15 protein-coding genes are annotated in these 14,208 nt (G+C 72.7%); 6 read left to right on the forward strand and 9 right to left on the reverse strand.

Translation table 11 applies throughout. The annotated features are described in order from the left end of the window. Positions 1 to 97: 97 nt before the first annotated feature. A complete protein-coding gene (locus ACQUSR_RS04030; protein ID WP_431041140.1) occupies positions 98 to 1,012 on the forward strand; it encodes an aldo/keto reductase in 915 nt (304 codons plus the stop codon). A 92-nt stretch (positions 1,013 to 1,104) separates the two neighbouring features. On the opposite strand, the gene ACQUSR_RS04035 is transcribed toward ACQUSR_RS04030, so the two are convergent. After that, positions 1,105 to 2,268: an ABC transporter substrate-binding protein gene (locus tag ACQUSR_RS04035; protein ID WP_431047363.1), complete on the reverse strand. Its 1,164-nt coding sequence runs from the start codon at positions 2,266 to 2,268 to the stop codon at positions 1,105 to 1,107. A 300-nt stretch (positions 2,269 to 2,568) separates the two neighbouring features. Between ACQUSR_RS04035 and ACQUSR_RS04040 the strand changes: the two genes are divergently transcribed. Further along, positions 2,569 to 3,369 carry a GntR family transcriptional regulator gene (locus ACQUSR_RS04040; protein WP_431041141.1) on the forward strand — a complete coding sequence of 267 codons (801 nt, stop codon included), beginning with the start codon at positions 2,569 to 2,571 and terminating at the stop codon, positions 3,367 to 3,369. A 130-nt stretch (positions 3,370 to 3,499) separates the two neighbouring features. Here the strand turns inward: ACQUSR_RS04040 and ACQUSR_RS04045 are convergent, their stop codons facing one another. From ACQUSR_RS04045 to ACQUSR_RS04065, 5 genes are all read right to left on the reverse strand, one after another. Then, positions 3,500 to 3,751 carry an EF-hand domain-containing protein gene (locus tag ACQUSR_RS04045; RefSeq protein ID WP_431041142.1) on the reverse strand — a complete coding sequence of 84 codons (252 nt, stop codon included), beginning with the start codon at positions 3,749 to 3,751 and terminating at the stop codon, positions 3,500 to 3,502. A gap of 59 nt (positions 3,752 to 3,810) precedes the next feature. Continuing rightward, entirely contained in the window at positions 3,811 to 4,698 is an 888-nt protein-coding gene (locus tag ACQUSR_RS04050; protein ID WP_431041143.1) for an endo alpha-1,4 polygalactosaminidase, read from the reverse strand. 110 nt (positions 4,699 to 4,808) lie between these two features. After that, positions 4,809 to 5,231, reverse strand: coding sequence for a secondary thiamine-phosphate synthase enzyme YjbQ (locus ACQUSR_RS04055; RefSeq protein WP_431041144.1), 423 nt, complete (start codon positions 5,229 to 5,231; stop codon positions 4,809 to 4,811). Between the two features lie 149 nt (positions 5,232 to 5,380). Beyond that, positions 5,381 to 6,673, reverse strand: a complete 1,293-nt coding sequence (locus ACQUSR_RS04060) for an amidase (RefSeq protein ID WP_431041145.1) — start codon at positions 6,671 to 6,673, stop codon at positions 5,381 to 5,383. Between the two features lie 191 nt (positions 6,674 to 6,864). Then, positions 6,865 to 7,281, reverse strand: a complete 417-nt coding sequence (locus tag ACQUSR_RS04065) for an ankyrin repeat domain-containing protein (protein WP_431041146.1) — start codon at positions 7,279 to 7,281, stop codon at positions 6,865 to 6,867. A 221-nt stretch (positions 7,282 to 7,502) separates the two neighbouring features. On the opposite strand from ACQUSR_RS04065, the gene ACQUSR_RS04070 reads away from it, so the two are divergent. Beyond that, a complete protein-coding gene (locus ACQUSR_RS04070) occupies positions 7,503 to 7,697 on the forward strand; it encodes a hypothetical protein (protein WP_431041147.1) in 195 nt (64 codons plus the stop codon). 1 nt (position 7,698) lies between these two features. Then, positions 7,699 to 9,300 (forward strand): hypothetical protein, encoded by a 1,602-nt coding sequence (locus ACQUSR_RS04075; protein ID WP_431041148.1) that lies wholly within the window; start codon positions 7,699 to 7,701, stop codon positions 9,298 to 9,300. A 199-nt stretch (positions 9,301 to 9,499) separates the two neighbouring features. On the opposite strand, the gene ACQUSR_RS04080 is transcribed toward ACQUSR_RS04075, so the two are convergent. Next, positions 9,500 to 11,011: a PLP-dependent aminotransferase family protein gene (locus tag ACQUSR_RS04080; protein ID WP_431041149.1), complete on the reverse strand. Its 1,512-nt coding sequence runs from the start codon at positions 11,009 to 11,011 to the stop codon at positions 9,500 to 9,502. 243 nt (positions 11,012 to 11,254) lie between these two features. Between ACQUSR_RS04080 and ACQUSR_RS04085 the strand changes: the two genes are divergently transcribed. Both ACQUSR_RS04085 and ACQUSR_RS04090 read left to right on the forward strand, forming a co-directional pair. Continuing rightward, positions 11,255 to 11,857 (forward strand): YczE/YyaS/YitT family protein, encoded by a 603-nt coding sequence (locus ACQUSR_RS04085; RefSeq protein ID WP_431047365.1) that lies wholly within the window; start codon positions 11,255 to 11,257, stop codon positions 11,855 to 11,857. 256 nt (positions 11,858 to 12,113) lie between these two features. Then, positions 12,114 to 12,488 carry an RNA polymerase-binding protein RbpA gene (locus tag ACQUSR_RS04090; protein ID WP_135337109.1) on the forward strand — a complete coding sequence of 125 codons (375 nt, stop codon included), beginning with the start codon at positions 12,114 to 12,116 and terminating at the stop codon, positions 12,486 to 12,488. A 162-nt stretch (positions 12,489 to 12,650) separates the two neighbouring features. Here the strand turns inward: ACQUSR_RS04090 and fxsA are convergent, their stop codons facing one another. Next, positions 12,651 to 13,289, reverse strand: a complete 639-nt coding sequence (gene fxsA, locus ACQUSR_RS04095) for an FxsA family membrane protein (RefSeq protein ID WP_431041150.1) — start codon at positions 13,287 to 13,289, stop codon at positions 12,651 to 12,653. Positions 13,290 to 13,386: 97 nt separating this feature from the next. Then, positions 13,387 to 14,118 carry a polyprenol monophosphomannose synthase gene (locus ACQUSR_RS04100; RefSeq protein WP_431047367.1) on the reverse strand — a complete coding sequence of 244 codons (732 nt, stop codon included), beginning with the start codon at positions 14,116 to 14,118 and terminating at the stop codon, positions 13,387 to 13,389. Between the last annotated feature and the right edge of the window lie 90 nt (positions 14,119 to 14,208).

The following is a 14,208-nucleotide window of genomic DNA, read 5'->3' on the forward strand; positions in this document are numbered from 1 at the left end:
CCGAGAACGCCAGCTCCGCCAGGACGGCCACCCCACCCAGGATTCACATATTCCTTAATGAATGGCCGTCAGCCTACAGCGGGGAGATCATTGCGGCATGACCTCACAAACGATCAACGCGGCCGCGTCAGGCACCTGGAAGCTCGGCGGCGACCTGGAGATCAACCGCATCGGATTCGGCACGATGCGCCTGCCGCAGACCGGCGCGGCGCTCTCGGCCGACGCCGTGCCACGCGACCGCGGCGAGGCGATCGGCGTGCTGCGCCGCGCCGTTGAGCTCGGGGTGAACCACATCGACACCGCCGCGTTCTACTTCTCGCCGCTGCGCTCCGCCAACGAGCTGATCAACCGGGCACTCGCCCCCTACCCGGACGATCTCGTCATCGCCACCAAGGTCGGGCCGTGCCGGGACGCGTCAGGGCAGTGGGCGGCGCATGCGAGGACGCCGGAGCAGCTGCGCGGCCAGGTCGAGGAGAACCTGCGCCAGCTCGGCCGTGACCACCTCGACGTGGTCAACCTGCGCGTCGTCGGAACCGATTCGATCGCCGAGCGCTTCGGCGCCCTGGCCGAACTACGCGACGCCGGGCTCATCCGCCACCTGGGCGTCTCCAACGTCACCCCCGAACACCTCGCCGAGGCGCAGGCCATCGCGCCGGTGGTCTGCGTCCAGAACATGTACGGCATCGGCGTGCGGCCCGAGCACGACGAGTTCGTGCGGAGCTGCGGTGAGCAGGGAGTCGCGTTCGTACCGTTCTACGCGGTCGCCGGTGCGGGACGCGAGGCGGGCGCGAGCGGCGCCGACAGCGAGGAGGTGCTCGCCGTCGCGCGGGCGCACGGGGTGAGCGTGGCGCAGGTGCGGCTGGCGTGGACGCTGCACCGCGGGCCGCATGTGCTGGCCATCCCCGGTACCGGCAACCCCGATCACCTGGTCGCCAACGTGGCCGCCGGCGCGCTGCGCCTCTCCGAGGACGAACTGGCCGCCCTGGACCGACTCCACCAGGACGGAGCCTGAGCCGGAAGAACAGGGCGGCGGACAGCCCCTGCGCCGTCCGCTGCCCGTGGACGGCGAGCCGCCGGCCGCGGGCAGCGGAACCGAGGGCGGCGTCAGCCAGAGATGGCCTTGCTCCAGCCCCGGGCCACGGTCTGCTTGGCCTGGGCCTGCTGGGCCTCGCTGGGGAAGGACGGGACGCCGATCACCGGCGGCAGCTTGGACGCGGCGTCCCGGTCCAGGGTGCCGTTCTTGGCCATCGCGATCATCAGCGCCGGGCGGGCGAAGCCGTAGAGGTAGGTGTTCTGCCCCTCGGCGCTGTATACGTACTCCTGCCACAGCCGGGCCGCGGCGGGGTGCGGTGCGTCCTTGTTGATCGCCTGCGAGTAGTACTGGGCGAACTGGCCGTCGTCGGGAACCGCGACCTGCCAGTCCACGCCCTTGGTCTTGAACTGCTCGGCATAGCCGGCGTTGAGGTAGTCCCAGTCGATGATGATCGACGTCTCCCCCGCCTTGATGGTGGCGGCGGTGGCCTCGACCGGGTTGTAGTTGCCCTTCTTCTTCAGCTCGGCGAAGAAGTCCAGTCCCGGCTGGATGTCGGCGAAGGAGCCGCCGTTGGCCAGGGAGGCCGCGTAGACGGCGGCGAAGGCGGCTCCGGACTTGGTCGGGTCGCCGTTCAGGCCGATCTTCCCCGCGTAGTCGGGCTTGAGCAGCTCGGCGAAGGTCGTCGGGCAGCGCTGGACCCGCTTGGCGTCGCAGCCGATGGAGATGTAGCCGCCGTAGTCGTTGTACCAGCGGGCCTTGGGGTCCTTCTGGCCCTCGGGGATGTCGTCGAAGGCGGCGACCCGGTACGGGGCGAGCAGGCCCTTCTCGGCGGCGCCGATGGCGAAGGAGCTGCCGAGGTCGACCACATCCGGGGCCCCGCTCTGGCCCTTGCGGGAGGTGATGGCGCGGACCTCGTCCTCGCTGGAGCCGTCCGGGTTCTCGACCTTCACCTTGATCCCGTACTTGTCGGTGAAGCCGTCGATCAACTGCCCGTAGTTGGCCCAGTCGCGCGGCAGGGCGATCGCGTTGAGCGTGCCCTCCTTCTGGGCTGCCGCGACGAGGGAGTCCAAGCCGCCGGCCTCCTCCATCGAGGTCGCGGTCGCCACGTTCTCGGCGTCGCCCGTACCGGAGTCCCCCGACCCGCCGCACGCGCTCAGGAGGAGAGCGGTGGCGGCGAGGCCGCAGGTCAGGGCGGCCGGCTTGGGAAGGGCCGCCCGTCTGTTCCGGAACGTGATCACGATGTCTCCTCGATACGGGTCGATACGAGCGGTCGCCTGCGCGATGCCGACAACTTGTCTGAACAAGTTGGGGCTCAGTAGGCCCGGCATCGGTGAACGGAAGGTGAACACGAGAACAAGATTCATGCCCTACGAGAAGTCGATCAGGCCCGCTTCGACCAGCCGCTCACGGAGTGCGATCCTGTCGCCACCCGCGACCAGCGGATGGCCGCAAGGCTCGGTTAGGCTGACCGTGATGCGGTGAAATGCGCACACAACGGCGAAGTGTCGCGCAAGTGTCGAGCGAAGGGGGAGCCGGTGGGGGCACGCCACGAGGAGATCGCCAACGCACTCAGGCGCGCCATCGACGGCGAGGAGTACGCCGTCGGCGCCCTCCTGCCGTCCGAATCCCAACTCGCGACCGAGTACAGGGTCTCACGCGGCACCGTGCGGCAGGCGATCGCGGCTCTGACCTCCGAGGGACTGATCGGCTCCCGCCAGGGGGCCCGTCGCGTCGTCCTGGCCAGCCGGCGCGGCCAGAGCTTCGCCGAACTGTGCAGCTTCGCCCAGTGGGCACACTCCCTGGGCCGCACCCCCACCGGTCTGGTGATCTCCAGCCGCCGCCGCCCGGCAACCGCCGAGGACGCCGCCCGGCTGCACCTGGGGGACGGCGCCGAAGTCCTCCAGGTGCTGCGCGTCCGCAGCCTCGACGGTGAACGCGTCCTGCTGGAGCGCACCGTCTACGCGGACTGGATCGCCCCGGATGTCGAGCACATCGAACCGGACTGCGAGTCGGTCACCCAACGGCTCTACGACAGCACGGGACTCGTGTTCACCTACGGGGAGCACCTGATCGACGCCGTGGCGGCCGGCACCCGGGACGCCGAACTCCTCGGCCTCCGCCGCGGCAGCCCCCTGCTCCGGGTCCGGCGCGTCACCACCACGCACACGGGCCGGCCCGTCGAGTGGTCCGACGACCGCTATCGCTCGGACGCGGTCAACTTCAGCGTCCACAACTCCATCGGCTCCAACCCCCTGGCCCGGCAAGCCGGTCCGGGCATCGCGCTACCGGACGGAGACGCCCGGCAGGGACGACCGGGCAAGGGCTCTCCGACGTAGGCGACGTAGGCGACGTAGGGAACTGTGCTTGCCCGCCTTCGCGTTCGCGTTCGCGGGGCATGGCGGACCGACGGGCGGCGTCGGCGGCGGCGGGGACGCAGCTCGGGCCACCGAGGAGTCGGGCGCCCTCCTACCAGCCGAAGCGGCGGTCGACCTCCCGGGCGAACTCCTCGAACGTGAGCACGCTGTCGCCGTCCTGGTCGGCGGCGTCGAACAGGGCCGAGGAGGCGTCGGCGTCCCCCAGACCCCAGAACGGCAGGTCGCCTTGGGCGGCAAGGGTCGGGCCCTTGGTACGCAGGGCGGTGATGACTTCCTCACGGGTCAGGGTGCCGTCGTCGTTGAGGTCCAGCGCTTTGAACAGCTTGCGGGCCTTTTCGCTCATCGAGTCACAGTACTGCCCTGACCCGGCACCTGCCCGACAACCGGGCCGGGAGCGTCCGCTCAGCACGTGCGGCGGCGGTGCGCGGCTTCCCCGGCCGGGGCGACGTCCACGTCGCGCAGGACCACCGACAGCCTTCCACCCCAGGCCGCGCAGGCGGCGGTGAGCCCCGCCGCCTGGTATTCGATGACGAAGACCCGGTCGTCATATGCGTTCGCGTAATCGCCGCATTCGTCGTACTGTCCGCATTCCTCGGCGACCGCGAAGTCGAATCCGAGGCTCCGTCCTTGCCGCGCCAGGCCGGCGGCGTTCTTCTGGCCGATCGCCAGACCGGCCGCGTGGGCCCGGGCGACGAGCAACTTCCCGAAGGCCATGTCGTGATCGGCGGTCAGAAGCCCCTTGGACCGCTCGTGCGAGTCGAGGTTGTCGGCCTCGACCGCCTGGTAGCCGGCCGCGGCGCAGCCGTCGATCCACTCCCCCACGATCTTGGCGAGCCGCTCGCGCTTGGCGGATGTCGAGATGTCCAGCAGGGCCTCGTCCCAGTCCTTGTCGACGACCAACGCGCCGTTGGCGTCGCGGAGCAGCAGGTCGGGGTGGTGGGCCTGCCACCAGCCGGTGGCGTCCGGCTGAGCCTGGAAGGCGTTGACGTAGCAGATGTTGTACAGCCTGGGCGCCGGCTTCGCGGCACGGTCGCGGGAGACCGCGCGCACGCCGGGCGGCGGCGCGTAGGCACCGCCGATCTGGTAGTCGAAGGCAACGCCCGGCTCGGGCGGAACCACCTTGCCCGCGCTCCCCGGTCTCGCGGTCGGCGGGGCGGCGGGGGACCTCTCCGACGTGCCGACGTGCTCGCCGTCGGACGCGGAGCATCCGCTCGCTGCCACCGTGAGCACACCGCACAGAGTCAACGCCGTCAGCACGCGGCGCAGGGCAGGGCGGAGGCGGTTGACCATGGTTCGGGGCTCCTGTTCAGTGCGTGACCTGCGGCGATGCGCATGCCCATCATGCCGCCTCCCGCCCGACCCGGCCTGAGCGAGCCCCCCGTCACCACCGCGGGGCTTGCTCAGCCCAGGAAGCTCAGCCGGACCTGGCGGTTGGCATTGTCCACATTGGTGTCGACCAGGCAGACCGACTGCCACGTGCCGAGCGCCAGCCTGCCGCCGATGACGGGCAGTGTGGCGTGCGGCGGGACGATGGCCGGCAGGACGTGGTCGCGGCCGTGGCCGGGGCTGCCGTGCCGGTGGCGCCAGCGGTCGTCGGCGGGCAGCAGGTCGCGGAGCGCGGCCAGCAGGTCGGTGTCGCTGCCCGCCCCCGTCTCCAGGACCGCCAGGCCGGCGGTGGCGTGCGGGACGAAGACGTTGAGCAGCCCGTCCCGGCCTCCCGCCCACTCGCGCAGGAACGCCTCGCAGTCGGCGGTGAGATCGACCACGGTCTCCTTGTGGCCGGTGGTGATGTCAAGGACATGGGTACGGAAGTTCTCGGTCATGTCCCCATCCTCGTACGGTCATCGGCGAACGCGCCGCAGCGCCGCCCCGAGGGGAGGGCGGGGAGGGCGGGAACGACGCCCCGTACGCGGAGTGCGCGGAGTACGCGGATGCCCCCTCCGCCGTCTCCGGTCGTGCCGGAGACAGACGGTCAGCCGAAGACGGCCGCCAGGGCGGGTGCCCATGCCAGCAGTCGCTCGTCGGCTCCGGGGCGGGCCACGCACTGCAACCCGAGCGGCAGCCCGTTGGCCCGCGCGCGCCCGGCGGGGAGCCCGAGGACGGGCGCGCCGGCGAAGCTCCACGGCATGCACATGATGGCGTCGCCGGTGCTCTCCAGGCCTGCCGGCGCGGGCCCGGTCGCCGAAGGGGCCAGCCACAGGTCGACGCCCGCGTCGGTCATGACGGCACCCAACCGCTCGCGGAACCGCGCGCGTTCGCGCAGCCCGTCGGCGTACGCCTCGGCGGAGACGCCCTGGCCCTGCCGGATGGCGGCCGCGGTCTGCGGGCGGTAGAGCGCCTCGTATCGCGGGAACCAGGCGGCGTGGCTGCGGGCGATCTCGAAGCGGTTGACGGCGAACTGCTGCCGGACGAGCTCCTCGAAGTCCGCCATGAACGGCACCCGGCGCACGGCGAATCCGGCGGCGGACAGCCGCGCGGTCTGCTCCTCGAAGGCGTCCCTCGCCTCGGCCCCGGCGCGGTCCAGATACGGCCCGTCGGGGACGGCGAGCCGGGGCCTGGGGGCACCTCCCAGCGTTAGCTGGGGGAGGGTCCGAGTGGTGGGCCGCCACGCGTCACAGAGCACACCGGCGGCGCGGGCCAGCAGGGCGGCGTCCGCGGCGAGGAGCCCCACCGTGTCCAGGGTGGGCGCGTTGGGGATGACGCCGTCCGCCGGTATCCGGCCATGGGTCGGCTTGAAGCCGAGGACGCCGCAGTAGGCCGCGGGACGGATCACCGAGCCCGCCGTCTGGGTTCCGACCGCCAGGGGCACCATGCCCGCCGCGACCGCCGCCGCCGACCCACTACTCGACCCTCCGGGAGTGTGCCCGAGGTGGTGCGGGTTGCGGGTCGGACCGGGGGCGCTCACCGCGAACTCGGCGGTCACGGTCTTGCCCGCGACCAGCGCGCCCGCCGCCCGGAGGCGGCTGACCAGCGTCGCTTGAGGGCCCGTCAGCACCTGGGCGGGCAGCTCGGAACCCGCGCGGGTGGGCAGCCCGTCGACGTGCACGATGTCCTTGACGCCGACCGGTACGCCGTACAGCGGGGGCTCGGCGTCGGGGTCTTGCCACCGCCCGGCCGCGGTGCGCGCCTCCGCGCGCAGCCGCTCCCGCCGGGCGGGCTCCGCGACGAAGGCGTGCAGGGCGGGGTCGAGGGCCTCGACTCGATCGCAGGTCCGGTCCGCTATGGCCGCGCACTCCCGCACACGGCGGGCAGCCGGGGTCTCCATGGCCCCAAGGCTACGGGCCCGGGTGGGTGGGCGGGGGCTGCGGCCGGGGGCTGCGGGCGGGCGGCCGGGCCCCGCACCCCCGCCCGGCGCCGCGCCGGGCGCGACAAGGCGGCCGAGCGGGCGGGACGAGGCAGCCGGACGGCCGGGCGCGAGGAGGCGTCGGGCCCGCTCCCGCGGCTGCGCCGCCGCCCTCACTGCGCCTCGAACAGCTCCAGCAGATCCTTGCGGTCGAACATCCGGGCCGTGTCGATCGCCGACGGGCTCCCGGCCGCCGGGTCCGCGCCGTGCGCGAGCAGCAGGCGCAGCACCTCCGCTTCCCCCTTGAACGCGGCCCCGGCCAGCGGCGTCTGCCCGCGGTCGTTGGTCCGGTTCGGGTCGGCGCCGCGCTCCAGCAGCGCCGCCACGGCATCCGCGTGCCCGTGGTAGGCCGCGAGCATGATCAGTGAATCGCCCTTGTCGTTGGTGAGGTTGACGGGCACCCCCGCGTCCACGTAGGCGGCGAGGGTGTCGGTGTCTCCATGCCGGGCGAGGTCGAAGACCTTGGAAGCGAGCTGGAGTACCTCGGGGTCGTGCGCGGGCTCGGTGGGATCGGGGGTCGGTTCGCTCATGCCCCCACCTTACGGACAGTCAGCCGACGCGGGTCGGCGAGTTCCGGCACCCGGACGCACCCGCGGCAGACCCGCGCCAGACCCGCGACGCACCCTGGGCGCACTTGGCTGACTCACCGGATAAATCAACATCCTCCTCCATTTGCACCTTTCACCCATTGGATACATGCTGTGATCCAAACACCACCAACAGTGACCACCCCACTCGCCAGGAGAACGTCATGGTTCTGTCCATCTCCGGAGTCGTCCTGCTGGGCGTGGTCGTCTTCCTGTTCTTCCGCAAGGACGGACTGAAGCCGACCCATATGCTCGTGTGCGCCCTCTTCGGCTTCTACCTCGCCAGCACCGCCATCGCCCCGAGCATCAAGGCGGGCGGGGCAAGCCTCGCCGACCTGCTGGGTGGAATCAAGATCTGACGTGCCCCGGCCACCGCTCCCCCGGCTCCCCGGACTCCCCCGACGTGCCCGGCTCCCCCGCGCCCTCGCCGACGGCTCCGCCGACGTCCTGCTGCCGCTGCTGATCATCTCCCGCGGGCTGCGCGAGCTGGCGGCCCGGGCCCGACGCGGCTGGCTCCGTACGCCGAAGGACCGGCGCGGCCCCGTGCTGTTCCTCGCGGCCGCCTGCCTCGCCGTCGTCCCGCTGATCCCGTACGGACCGCTGCTGGCGCTGCTCGGGCTGATGGGCGCGGCGGCCTGGGCCGGCCGGGGCGCGGCGGTCGCCGCCGCCGCACCGGACACCGCCGGAACGGAGCGGCTCCAGACGCTCTACGACGCGCTGGTGCCCTACTTCTCGGTGCCGCAGGACAGCGATCCGCTGTACCGGTACGGCGGGATGTGGACGTCCGCCTTCGAGGACCACGCGTTCGGCGAGGGCGGCCGGCTGGTCCGGCTGCGGCTGCGCTACCCCGCGTACTTCACCGACGGCGACCCGGAATCCCGCCGCCGTGTCGAGCAGTTGCTGTACGCGAAGTCGGGGCGCGGCCGCGAGTACCTCTTCGACTGGGACGAGGAGGGCAACCGGCTCCAAGTGACCGTGCTGCCCCCGCTGTCCACGGGGATTTCCGCGCAGCGCTTCGTCACCGCGCAGGGCGAGACGGTCCTGGGGTTCACCGACCCCGGCGATGTGGCCCGTACGCTGCCGGTCGTCGACGACGGCGCGCGGTGCGACGCGTCACCGGTGGTCTGGCGCACCGGCCCGCGCTCCTCTGAGCCGCATCTGCTGGCGCTCGGCCAGCCCGGCAGCGGCGTGACGACGCTGCTGCGGTCCATCGTGCTCCAGGTGCTGCAACACGGCGACGTCACGGTGGTGGACGGCGGCGGCACGGGCGACTACGCGTTCCTGACCGGGCGGCCCGGGGTGCTGGCCGTGGAGTGCGATCTGGCCGGGACGCTGGCGATGCTGGAGTGGGCCGCCCATGAGACCGAGCGGCGGCTGATCGCCGCCAATCGGTCGCGGCAGCACGGCCGCGCGCTGCCCGACGACGTCGACCGGCCGCTGTGGATCGTCCTGGACCGGCCCTCGGTGCTCGGCCAGCTCGCGGCGGCCGACGGGCGGCGAGACCCGGTGGAGCTGCTCCAGGTGCCGCTGCGGTACGGCCGGGCGGCGAACGTCACCGTGGTGGTGGCCGACCACTGCGACAGCGCGGAGGCGCTCGGCGAGCCCGTGTGGTCCCTCGCCCGGGCGCGCGTCGTGCTCGGTCCCGCGCCGCACGAGTACGTCACCGCCGTACTGGGCGAGCCGCCGCACACCACGCCGGTCCGCGACATGCCGCCGGGCCGCGGGTACGCCCGGCTGGGCGCGGGTCCGGTGCACCGGCTCCAGGTCCCGGCCACCCCGGATCCGTACGACAGTGCCACCGGCGAGGAGCAGCGGCGGGCGGTGCTGGGGCTGCTGCCGGTCGCGACGGGGCCGGGGCCGGTGGAGGCGGAAGGCCCCGCGCCGGTGGAGGCGCCGCCGTCGCCGGCCGCCGAGCCGCGTCGCGCGGAGGGCGACGGGGCGCTGCCGGTGCGGACTCCGTAGGGCCGACGGCCCGGCAGAGGGGGGCTCCATAGGACCGGCGCGGACCCCGTGGGACCGACGCGGACTTCGCGGGACCGACGGCTCGGCACGGGGGCCGGCGGACCCGCGCGGAATCCGATAGGACCCGCGCGGAATCCGGCATGGCCGGTGCGTAATCCGGCAGGACCAGCGCGGGCGCCGACGGCAGGCGCGCGCCCGGTCAGGCCACGTACGTCCGGGGCAGGTCGGCCTCCGCCGCGGCACCCGTGGCGACGAGCCGGGCCGCGGCCGCCAGCCGGGTGGCGGCCTGTTCGGCGACCGCCCCGCTGACGGTGAACGGCAGCCGTACGAAGCCCTCGAACGCACCGTCCACGCCGAACCGGGGCCCGGAGGGCACCCGTACCCCGAGCCGTTCCCCCGCCTCGGCGATCCGCGAGCCGGAGAGCCCGCCGGTGCGGGTCCACAGGGTCAGCCCGCCGCGCGGAACGGTGAACTCCCAGTCGGGCAGGTGGCGGCGGACCGCGGCCACGACCGCGTCGCGGTTCTCCCGGGCCTGACCGCGCCGCAACGTGACGGCCTCGTCCCAGCCGCCGGTGTTCAGCAGCCAGGTGACGGCGAGCTGTTCGAGGACGGGGGTGCCCAGGTCCACGTACGCGCGGGCGGCGACCAGACTGCGGACGACGTCCGGCGCGGCGCGCACCCAGCCGATCCGCAACCCGGCCCAGAAGGACTTGCTCGCGGAGCCGACGGTGACGACCGTGCTGCCTGACGGGTCGAAGGCGCTGACCGGGCGGGGCGCGGCGTCGTCGCCGGTCCCGTCCAGGCGAAGCTCGGACATGGTCTCGTCGGCGATGAGGACAGTACCGGCCGAGCGCGCGGCGTCCACCAGTTCCCGTCGCTGCTCGTCGTCGGCGAGCGCGCCGGTCGGGTTGTGGAAGTCGGCGATCACATAGGCCATGCGGGGCGCGGCGTCCCGCAGGGTCTGCCGCCAGGCGGGCAGGTCCCAGCCGGCGAGCCGGTCCGCCATGGCGACGGGCACCAACCGGACCCCGGCCTCGCGCATCAGCTGGAGCACGTTGGCGTAGGAGGGGGACTCGACGGCGACGCGCTCGCCGGGGCGCACGAACAGCCGGCACGTGGCGGCGACGGCGCCCATCCCGCCGGTGGTGACCATGATCTGTTCGGGCATGGTCGGCACGCCGCGTGCGGTGTAGCGGTCGGCGATGGCCTGGCGCAGGGCGGGGAGTCCGGCCGGGTAGTCGCCGTGAGTGTGGGCGTACGGCGGCAGTTCCTCCAGGGCGCCGGAGACCGCGCGGGTCAGCCAGGGCTCGGGGGCGGGCAGCGCCGCGCAGCCCAGGTCGATCACCGAACCGGTGGCCTCGGGCGGGAGCGGGTCCAGGCCCCGGCCGGGCAGCGGCCGCCCGGCGGGGACGGCGGTCCAGCTGCCCGCGCCGCGCCGCGATTCGAGGAAGCCCTCGCCGCGCAGGGCCTCGTAGGCGGTGGCGACGGTGGTGCGGCTGACCTTGAGCGCGGCGGCCAGCTCCCGTTCGGCGGGCAGCCTGGCCGCGACCGGGACACGGCCTTCGAGGACGAGCAGCCGCACGCCGTCGGCGAGCGCGCGGTAGGCGGGGAGGCGCCGACCGCCGGAGAGGGCGGTGGCCTCCCTCGTGTGCTGCGACTGGAGCAGGCGGGCGAGCTGCGGTGCGCCGACCGCTGAGGTCCACGGACTCATCTCGTGCGGTCCACCTTCCCGGAATTGGCCATGGAACTGGACTGATCTCTTGGTCAAGAGTGACATGCCGTGGGCCACTGTCACCAGTCGCCCCCTTTTTTGGAGTTTTTCGAGTCCTTCGCGCCGAAAGGTTCGAGCCGTCGAACCAGAACCGAGGAGCCGCAGTTGTCCACACCAGGGGGGTCGCACCTCACCCGTCGTCTCGTCCAGCTGTACACAGGTCTCGTCATTTACGGGGCGAGCATGGCGATGCAGCTGCGCGCCACCCTCGGGCTCGACCCCTGGGACGTCTTCCACCAGGGCATCACCGAGCGCACGCCGCTGTCCTTCGGCACGGTGACGATCGCGGTCGGCGCCGCGGTCCTGCTGCTGTGGATTCCCCTGCGGCAGCGGCCGGGCCTGGGGACGGTCTCGAACGTCCTCGTGATCGGCCTCGTGGTGGACGCGACCTTGTGGCTCCTGCCCGAGCCGGACTCCCTGGCCATACGCATCCCGCTGCTCATCGCGGCGATCGTGCTCAACGGCGTGGCGACGGGCCTGTACATCTCGGCACGTTTCGGCCCCGGGCCGCGGGACGGACTGATGACGGGGCTGCACAAGCGCACCGGGCGGTCCATCCGGCTGGTGCGGACCGGCATCGAGGTGACGGTGCTGGCGACCGGCTTCCTGCTCGGCGGCTCGGTTGGCGTGGGAACCGTGCTGTACGCCCTGGCCATCGGCCCGCTGTCCCAGTTCTTCCTGCGGATCTTCAGCCGCTTCGACCGGGAGGCCGCGGCCTCGCCCGTGGTGACCCGCGGGACCGCCCCGACGGACTCCGCGGAGGACCCTGCTCCGGACCGGATTTAGAGGTTACGGGTGAGGAGCGGTAGTGTACGCCCTTGGCCTACCAGGCGGACCGTTACTGCGCGCTAAAGTACCGAAAACGCTGGGTGACATCTGCTGCCAGATGTGACAAACCGGGCGCCTGTGGGTAGAACAACGGGGCGGCACGACGGGCGACGCATGTCCCAGTACGGGAATCTTCACCGCCGACCGGACGTTGACCGGATGACGACGACAGCGACACCTGTCCTGTGGGCGACAAGCCCGGGAGGCACGAAGCATGAGTGAGCGAGCTCTTCGCGGCACGCGACTCGTGGTGACCAGCTACGAGACCGACCGCGGCATCGATCTGGCCCCGCGCCAGGCGGTGGAGTACGCATGCCCGAACGGCCATCGATTCGAGATGCCGTTCTCAGTAGAGGCGGAGATCCCGCCGGAGTGGGAGTGCAAGGCCTGCGGCGCCACGGCACTCCTTGTGGATGGCGATGGCCCCGAGGAGAAGAAGGGCAAGCCCGCGCGTACGCACTGGGACATGCTCATGGAGCGGCGCACCCGCGAGGAGTTGGAGGAGGTGCTGGCCGAACGGCTGGCGGTCCTGCGCTCCGGTGCCATGAACATCGCCGTGCATCCGCGGGACACCCGCAAGTCCGCCTGACGGCGGAGGGAACGATCAAGGGCCGGGGCCGCTGCTGAGCAGCGGCCCCGGCCCTTGCGTGCCTTCGTGAGCCCCGCGTCTTCGTGAGCCCCGCGCCATCGTGAAGCCTTGGGACACCCGGGTCAGCGGGTCAGCGGGTCAGCGGGTCAGCGGGTCAGCGGGTCAGCGGGTCAGCGGAGGATCCTGGCGGCCTTCACCGCGCGATCCGTCCTCGCCGCGCGCCGCGTCGTCGTCCCTGATGACCTCGCCCGGGACGACCTTCCCTTCGGGCTGCCGCATACGGGCCTGCTCGAAGGCGTCCTGGACCGAGCCGGGCACCATCGCCCGCATCCGGCGCTCCAGCGCCCGCTCCGCCCAGCGCCGCAGCAGCGTCCGCGTCGGCGGGAACAGGCACAGCAGCCCGACGGCGTCGGAGACCAGGCCCGGCAGCATCAGCAGCAGCCCGCCGAGCATGATCAGGGAATTGCCGGTACCGGGCGCCGCGCGTCCGGCCTCCTCCGGGCGGACCGCGCCGGGTTGCTGCAGCGACCCGGTCAGCGACTGCCAGGCTCGCCGGCCGGCCCGCTTGATCACGATCGAGCCCAGCACCAGGCCGGCGACCAGCAGCAGGAAGACCGTCAGTCCACCCGCCGCGTCGGCCACCACCGTCAGCAGCCAGATCTCCAGCACCAGCCACGCCGCGATGCCCAGCGGTACGAAGGTCCGGGCACGGGAGCGTCTGGGGCGCCGGGAGTCCCCCTGGGGCGCGCTGTGAGAGGAGCCCGGAGGAGGATCGAAATGATGCGGTACGCCGGTCGTCATGTCCCCAGTGTGCCTGGGCCCCCGCCCGGACCGCGCCCCAGGGCGGGCGCTGTGGCAGCGCCCCGCCCGGACGACCCCGGCCCCGCGCCGACCGCCGCTAGGAGGGCTGGTCCGGCTTCCGCCCCAGCACCCGGTTCACGCGCGAGCCCACGCCCCAGGACGTGACCCGCCACAGCGCCTCGGCGACGATGTCCTTGCTCATCTTGCTGTCGCCGCGCTCACGCTCGACGAAGGTGATGGGCACCTCGACCACATGGAAGCCCGCCTTCAACGCGCGCCAGGCCAGGTCGACCTGGAAGCAGTAGCCCTGCGACGCGACGGCGTCCATGCCGAGGCCTTCCAGGGTCTCCTTGCGGAAGGCCCGGAAGCCGCCTGTGACGTCCCGGATCGGGACGTCGAGGAGCAGCCGGGAGTAGGTGCTGCCGCCGCGGGAGAGGAACTCCCGGTACTTGGGCCAGTTCACCACCCGGCCGCCGGGCACCCACCGGGAGCCGAGCACCAGGTCCGCGCCCTTGAGCGCGGTCAGCAGCCGGGGCAGCTCCTCGGGCTGGTGCGAGCCGTCGGCGTCCATCTCCACCAGGACGCCGTAGCCGTTGTCGATGCCCCAGCGGAACCCGGCGAGGTAGGCGGCACCAAGGCCTTCCTTGCCCTTGCGGTGCAGGACCTGGACGTGGTCGTCCTCGCCCGCGAGCTCATCGGCGATCTTGCCGGTGCCGTCCGGGCTGTTGTCGTCGGCCACCAGGACGTGCGCCTCGGGCACGGCGGCACGGACCCGCTCGACGATCGGCCTGATGTTCTCCGCCTCGTTATAGGTCGGGATGATCACCAAGGTCGAGCCGAGCGGTCCGAACGTCCGCTGACCGCTTTCGCTCGCCGCTTCTGACCGTTCCTGCTTCGTGCTGCGGCGCGGCTCGTCGGC

The organism is Streptomyces sp. P1-3, from assembly GCF_050613155.1.
Classification (GTDB): domain Bacteria; phylum Actinomycetota; class Actinomycetes; order Streptomycetales; family Streptomycetaceae; genus Streptomyces.

What these genes read in the sequence shown, in the direction of transcription:
- ACQUSR_RS04030 (WP_431041140.1), top strand. Translation starts at nt 98, where the DNA reads ATGACCTCACAAACGATCAACGCGGCCGCGTCAGGCACCTGGAAGCTC.
- ACQUSR_RS04045 (WP_431041142.1), bottom strand. Translation starts at nt 3,751, where the DNA reads ATGAGCGAAAAGGCCCGCAAGCTGTTCAAAGCGCTGGACCTCAACGAC.
- ACQUSR_RS04050 (WP_431041143.1), bottom strand. Translation starts at nt 4,698, where the DNA reads ATGGTCAACCGCCTCCGCCCTGCCCTGCGCCGCGTGCTGACGGCGTTG.
- ACQUSR_RS04055 (WP_431041144.1), bottom strand. Translation starts at nt 5,231, where the DNA reads ATGACCGAGAACTTCCGTACCCATGTCCTTGACATCACCACCGGCCAC.
- ACQUSR_RS04060 (WP_431041145.1), bottom strand. Translation starts at nt 6,673, where the DNA reads ATGGAGACCCCGGCTGCCCGCCGTGTGCGGGAGTGCGCGGCCATAGCG.
- ACQUSR_RS04065 (WP_431041146.1), bottom strand. Translation starts at nt 7,281, where the DNA reads ATGAGCGAACCGACCCCCGATCCCACCGAGCCCGCGCACGACCCCGAG.
- ACQUSR_RS04070 (WP_431041147.1), top strand. Translation starts at nt 7,503, where the DNA reads ATGGTTCTGTCCATCTCCGGAGTCGTCCTGCTGGGCGTGGTCGTCTTC.
- ACQUSR_RS04080 (WP_431041149.1), bottom strand. Translation starts at nt 11,011, where the DNA reads ATGAGTCCGTGGACCTCAGCGGTCGGCGCACCGCAGCTCGCCCGCCTG.
- ACQUSR_RS04085 (WP_431047365.1), top strand. Translation starts at nt 11,255, where the DNA reads ATGGCGATGCAGCTGCGCGCCACCCTCGGGCTCGACCCCTGGGACGTC.
- ACQUSR_RS04090 (WP_135337109.1), top strand. Translation starts at nt 12,114, where the DNA reads ATGAGTGAGCGAGCTCTTCGCGGCACGCGACTCGTGGTGACCAGCTAC.
- fxsA (WP_431041150.1), bottom strand. Translation starts at nt 13,289, where the DNA reads ATGACGACCGGCGTACCGCATCATTTCGATCCTCCTCCGGGCTCCTCT.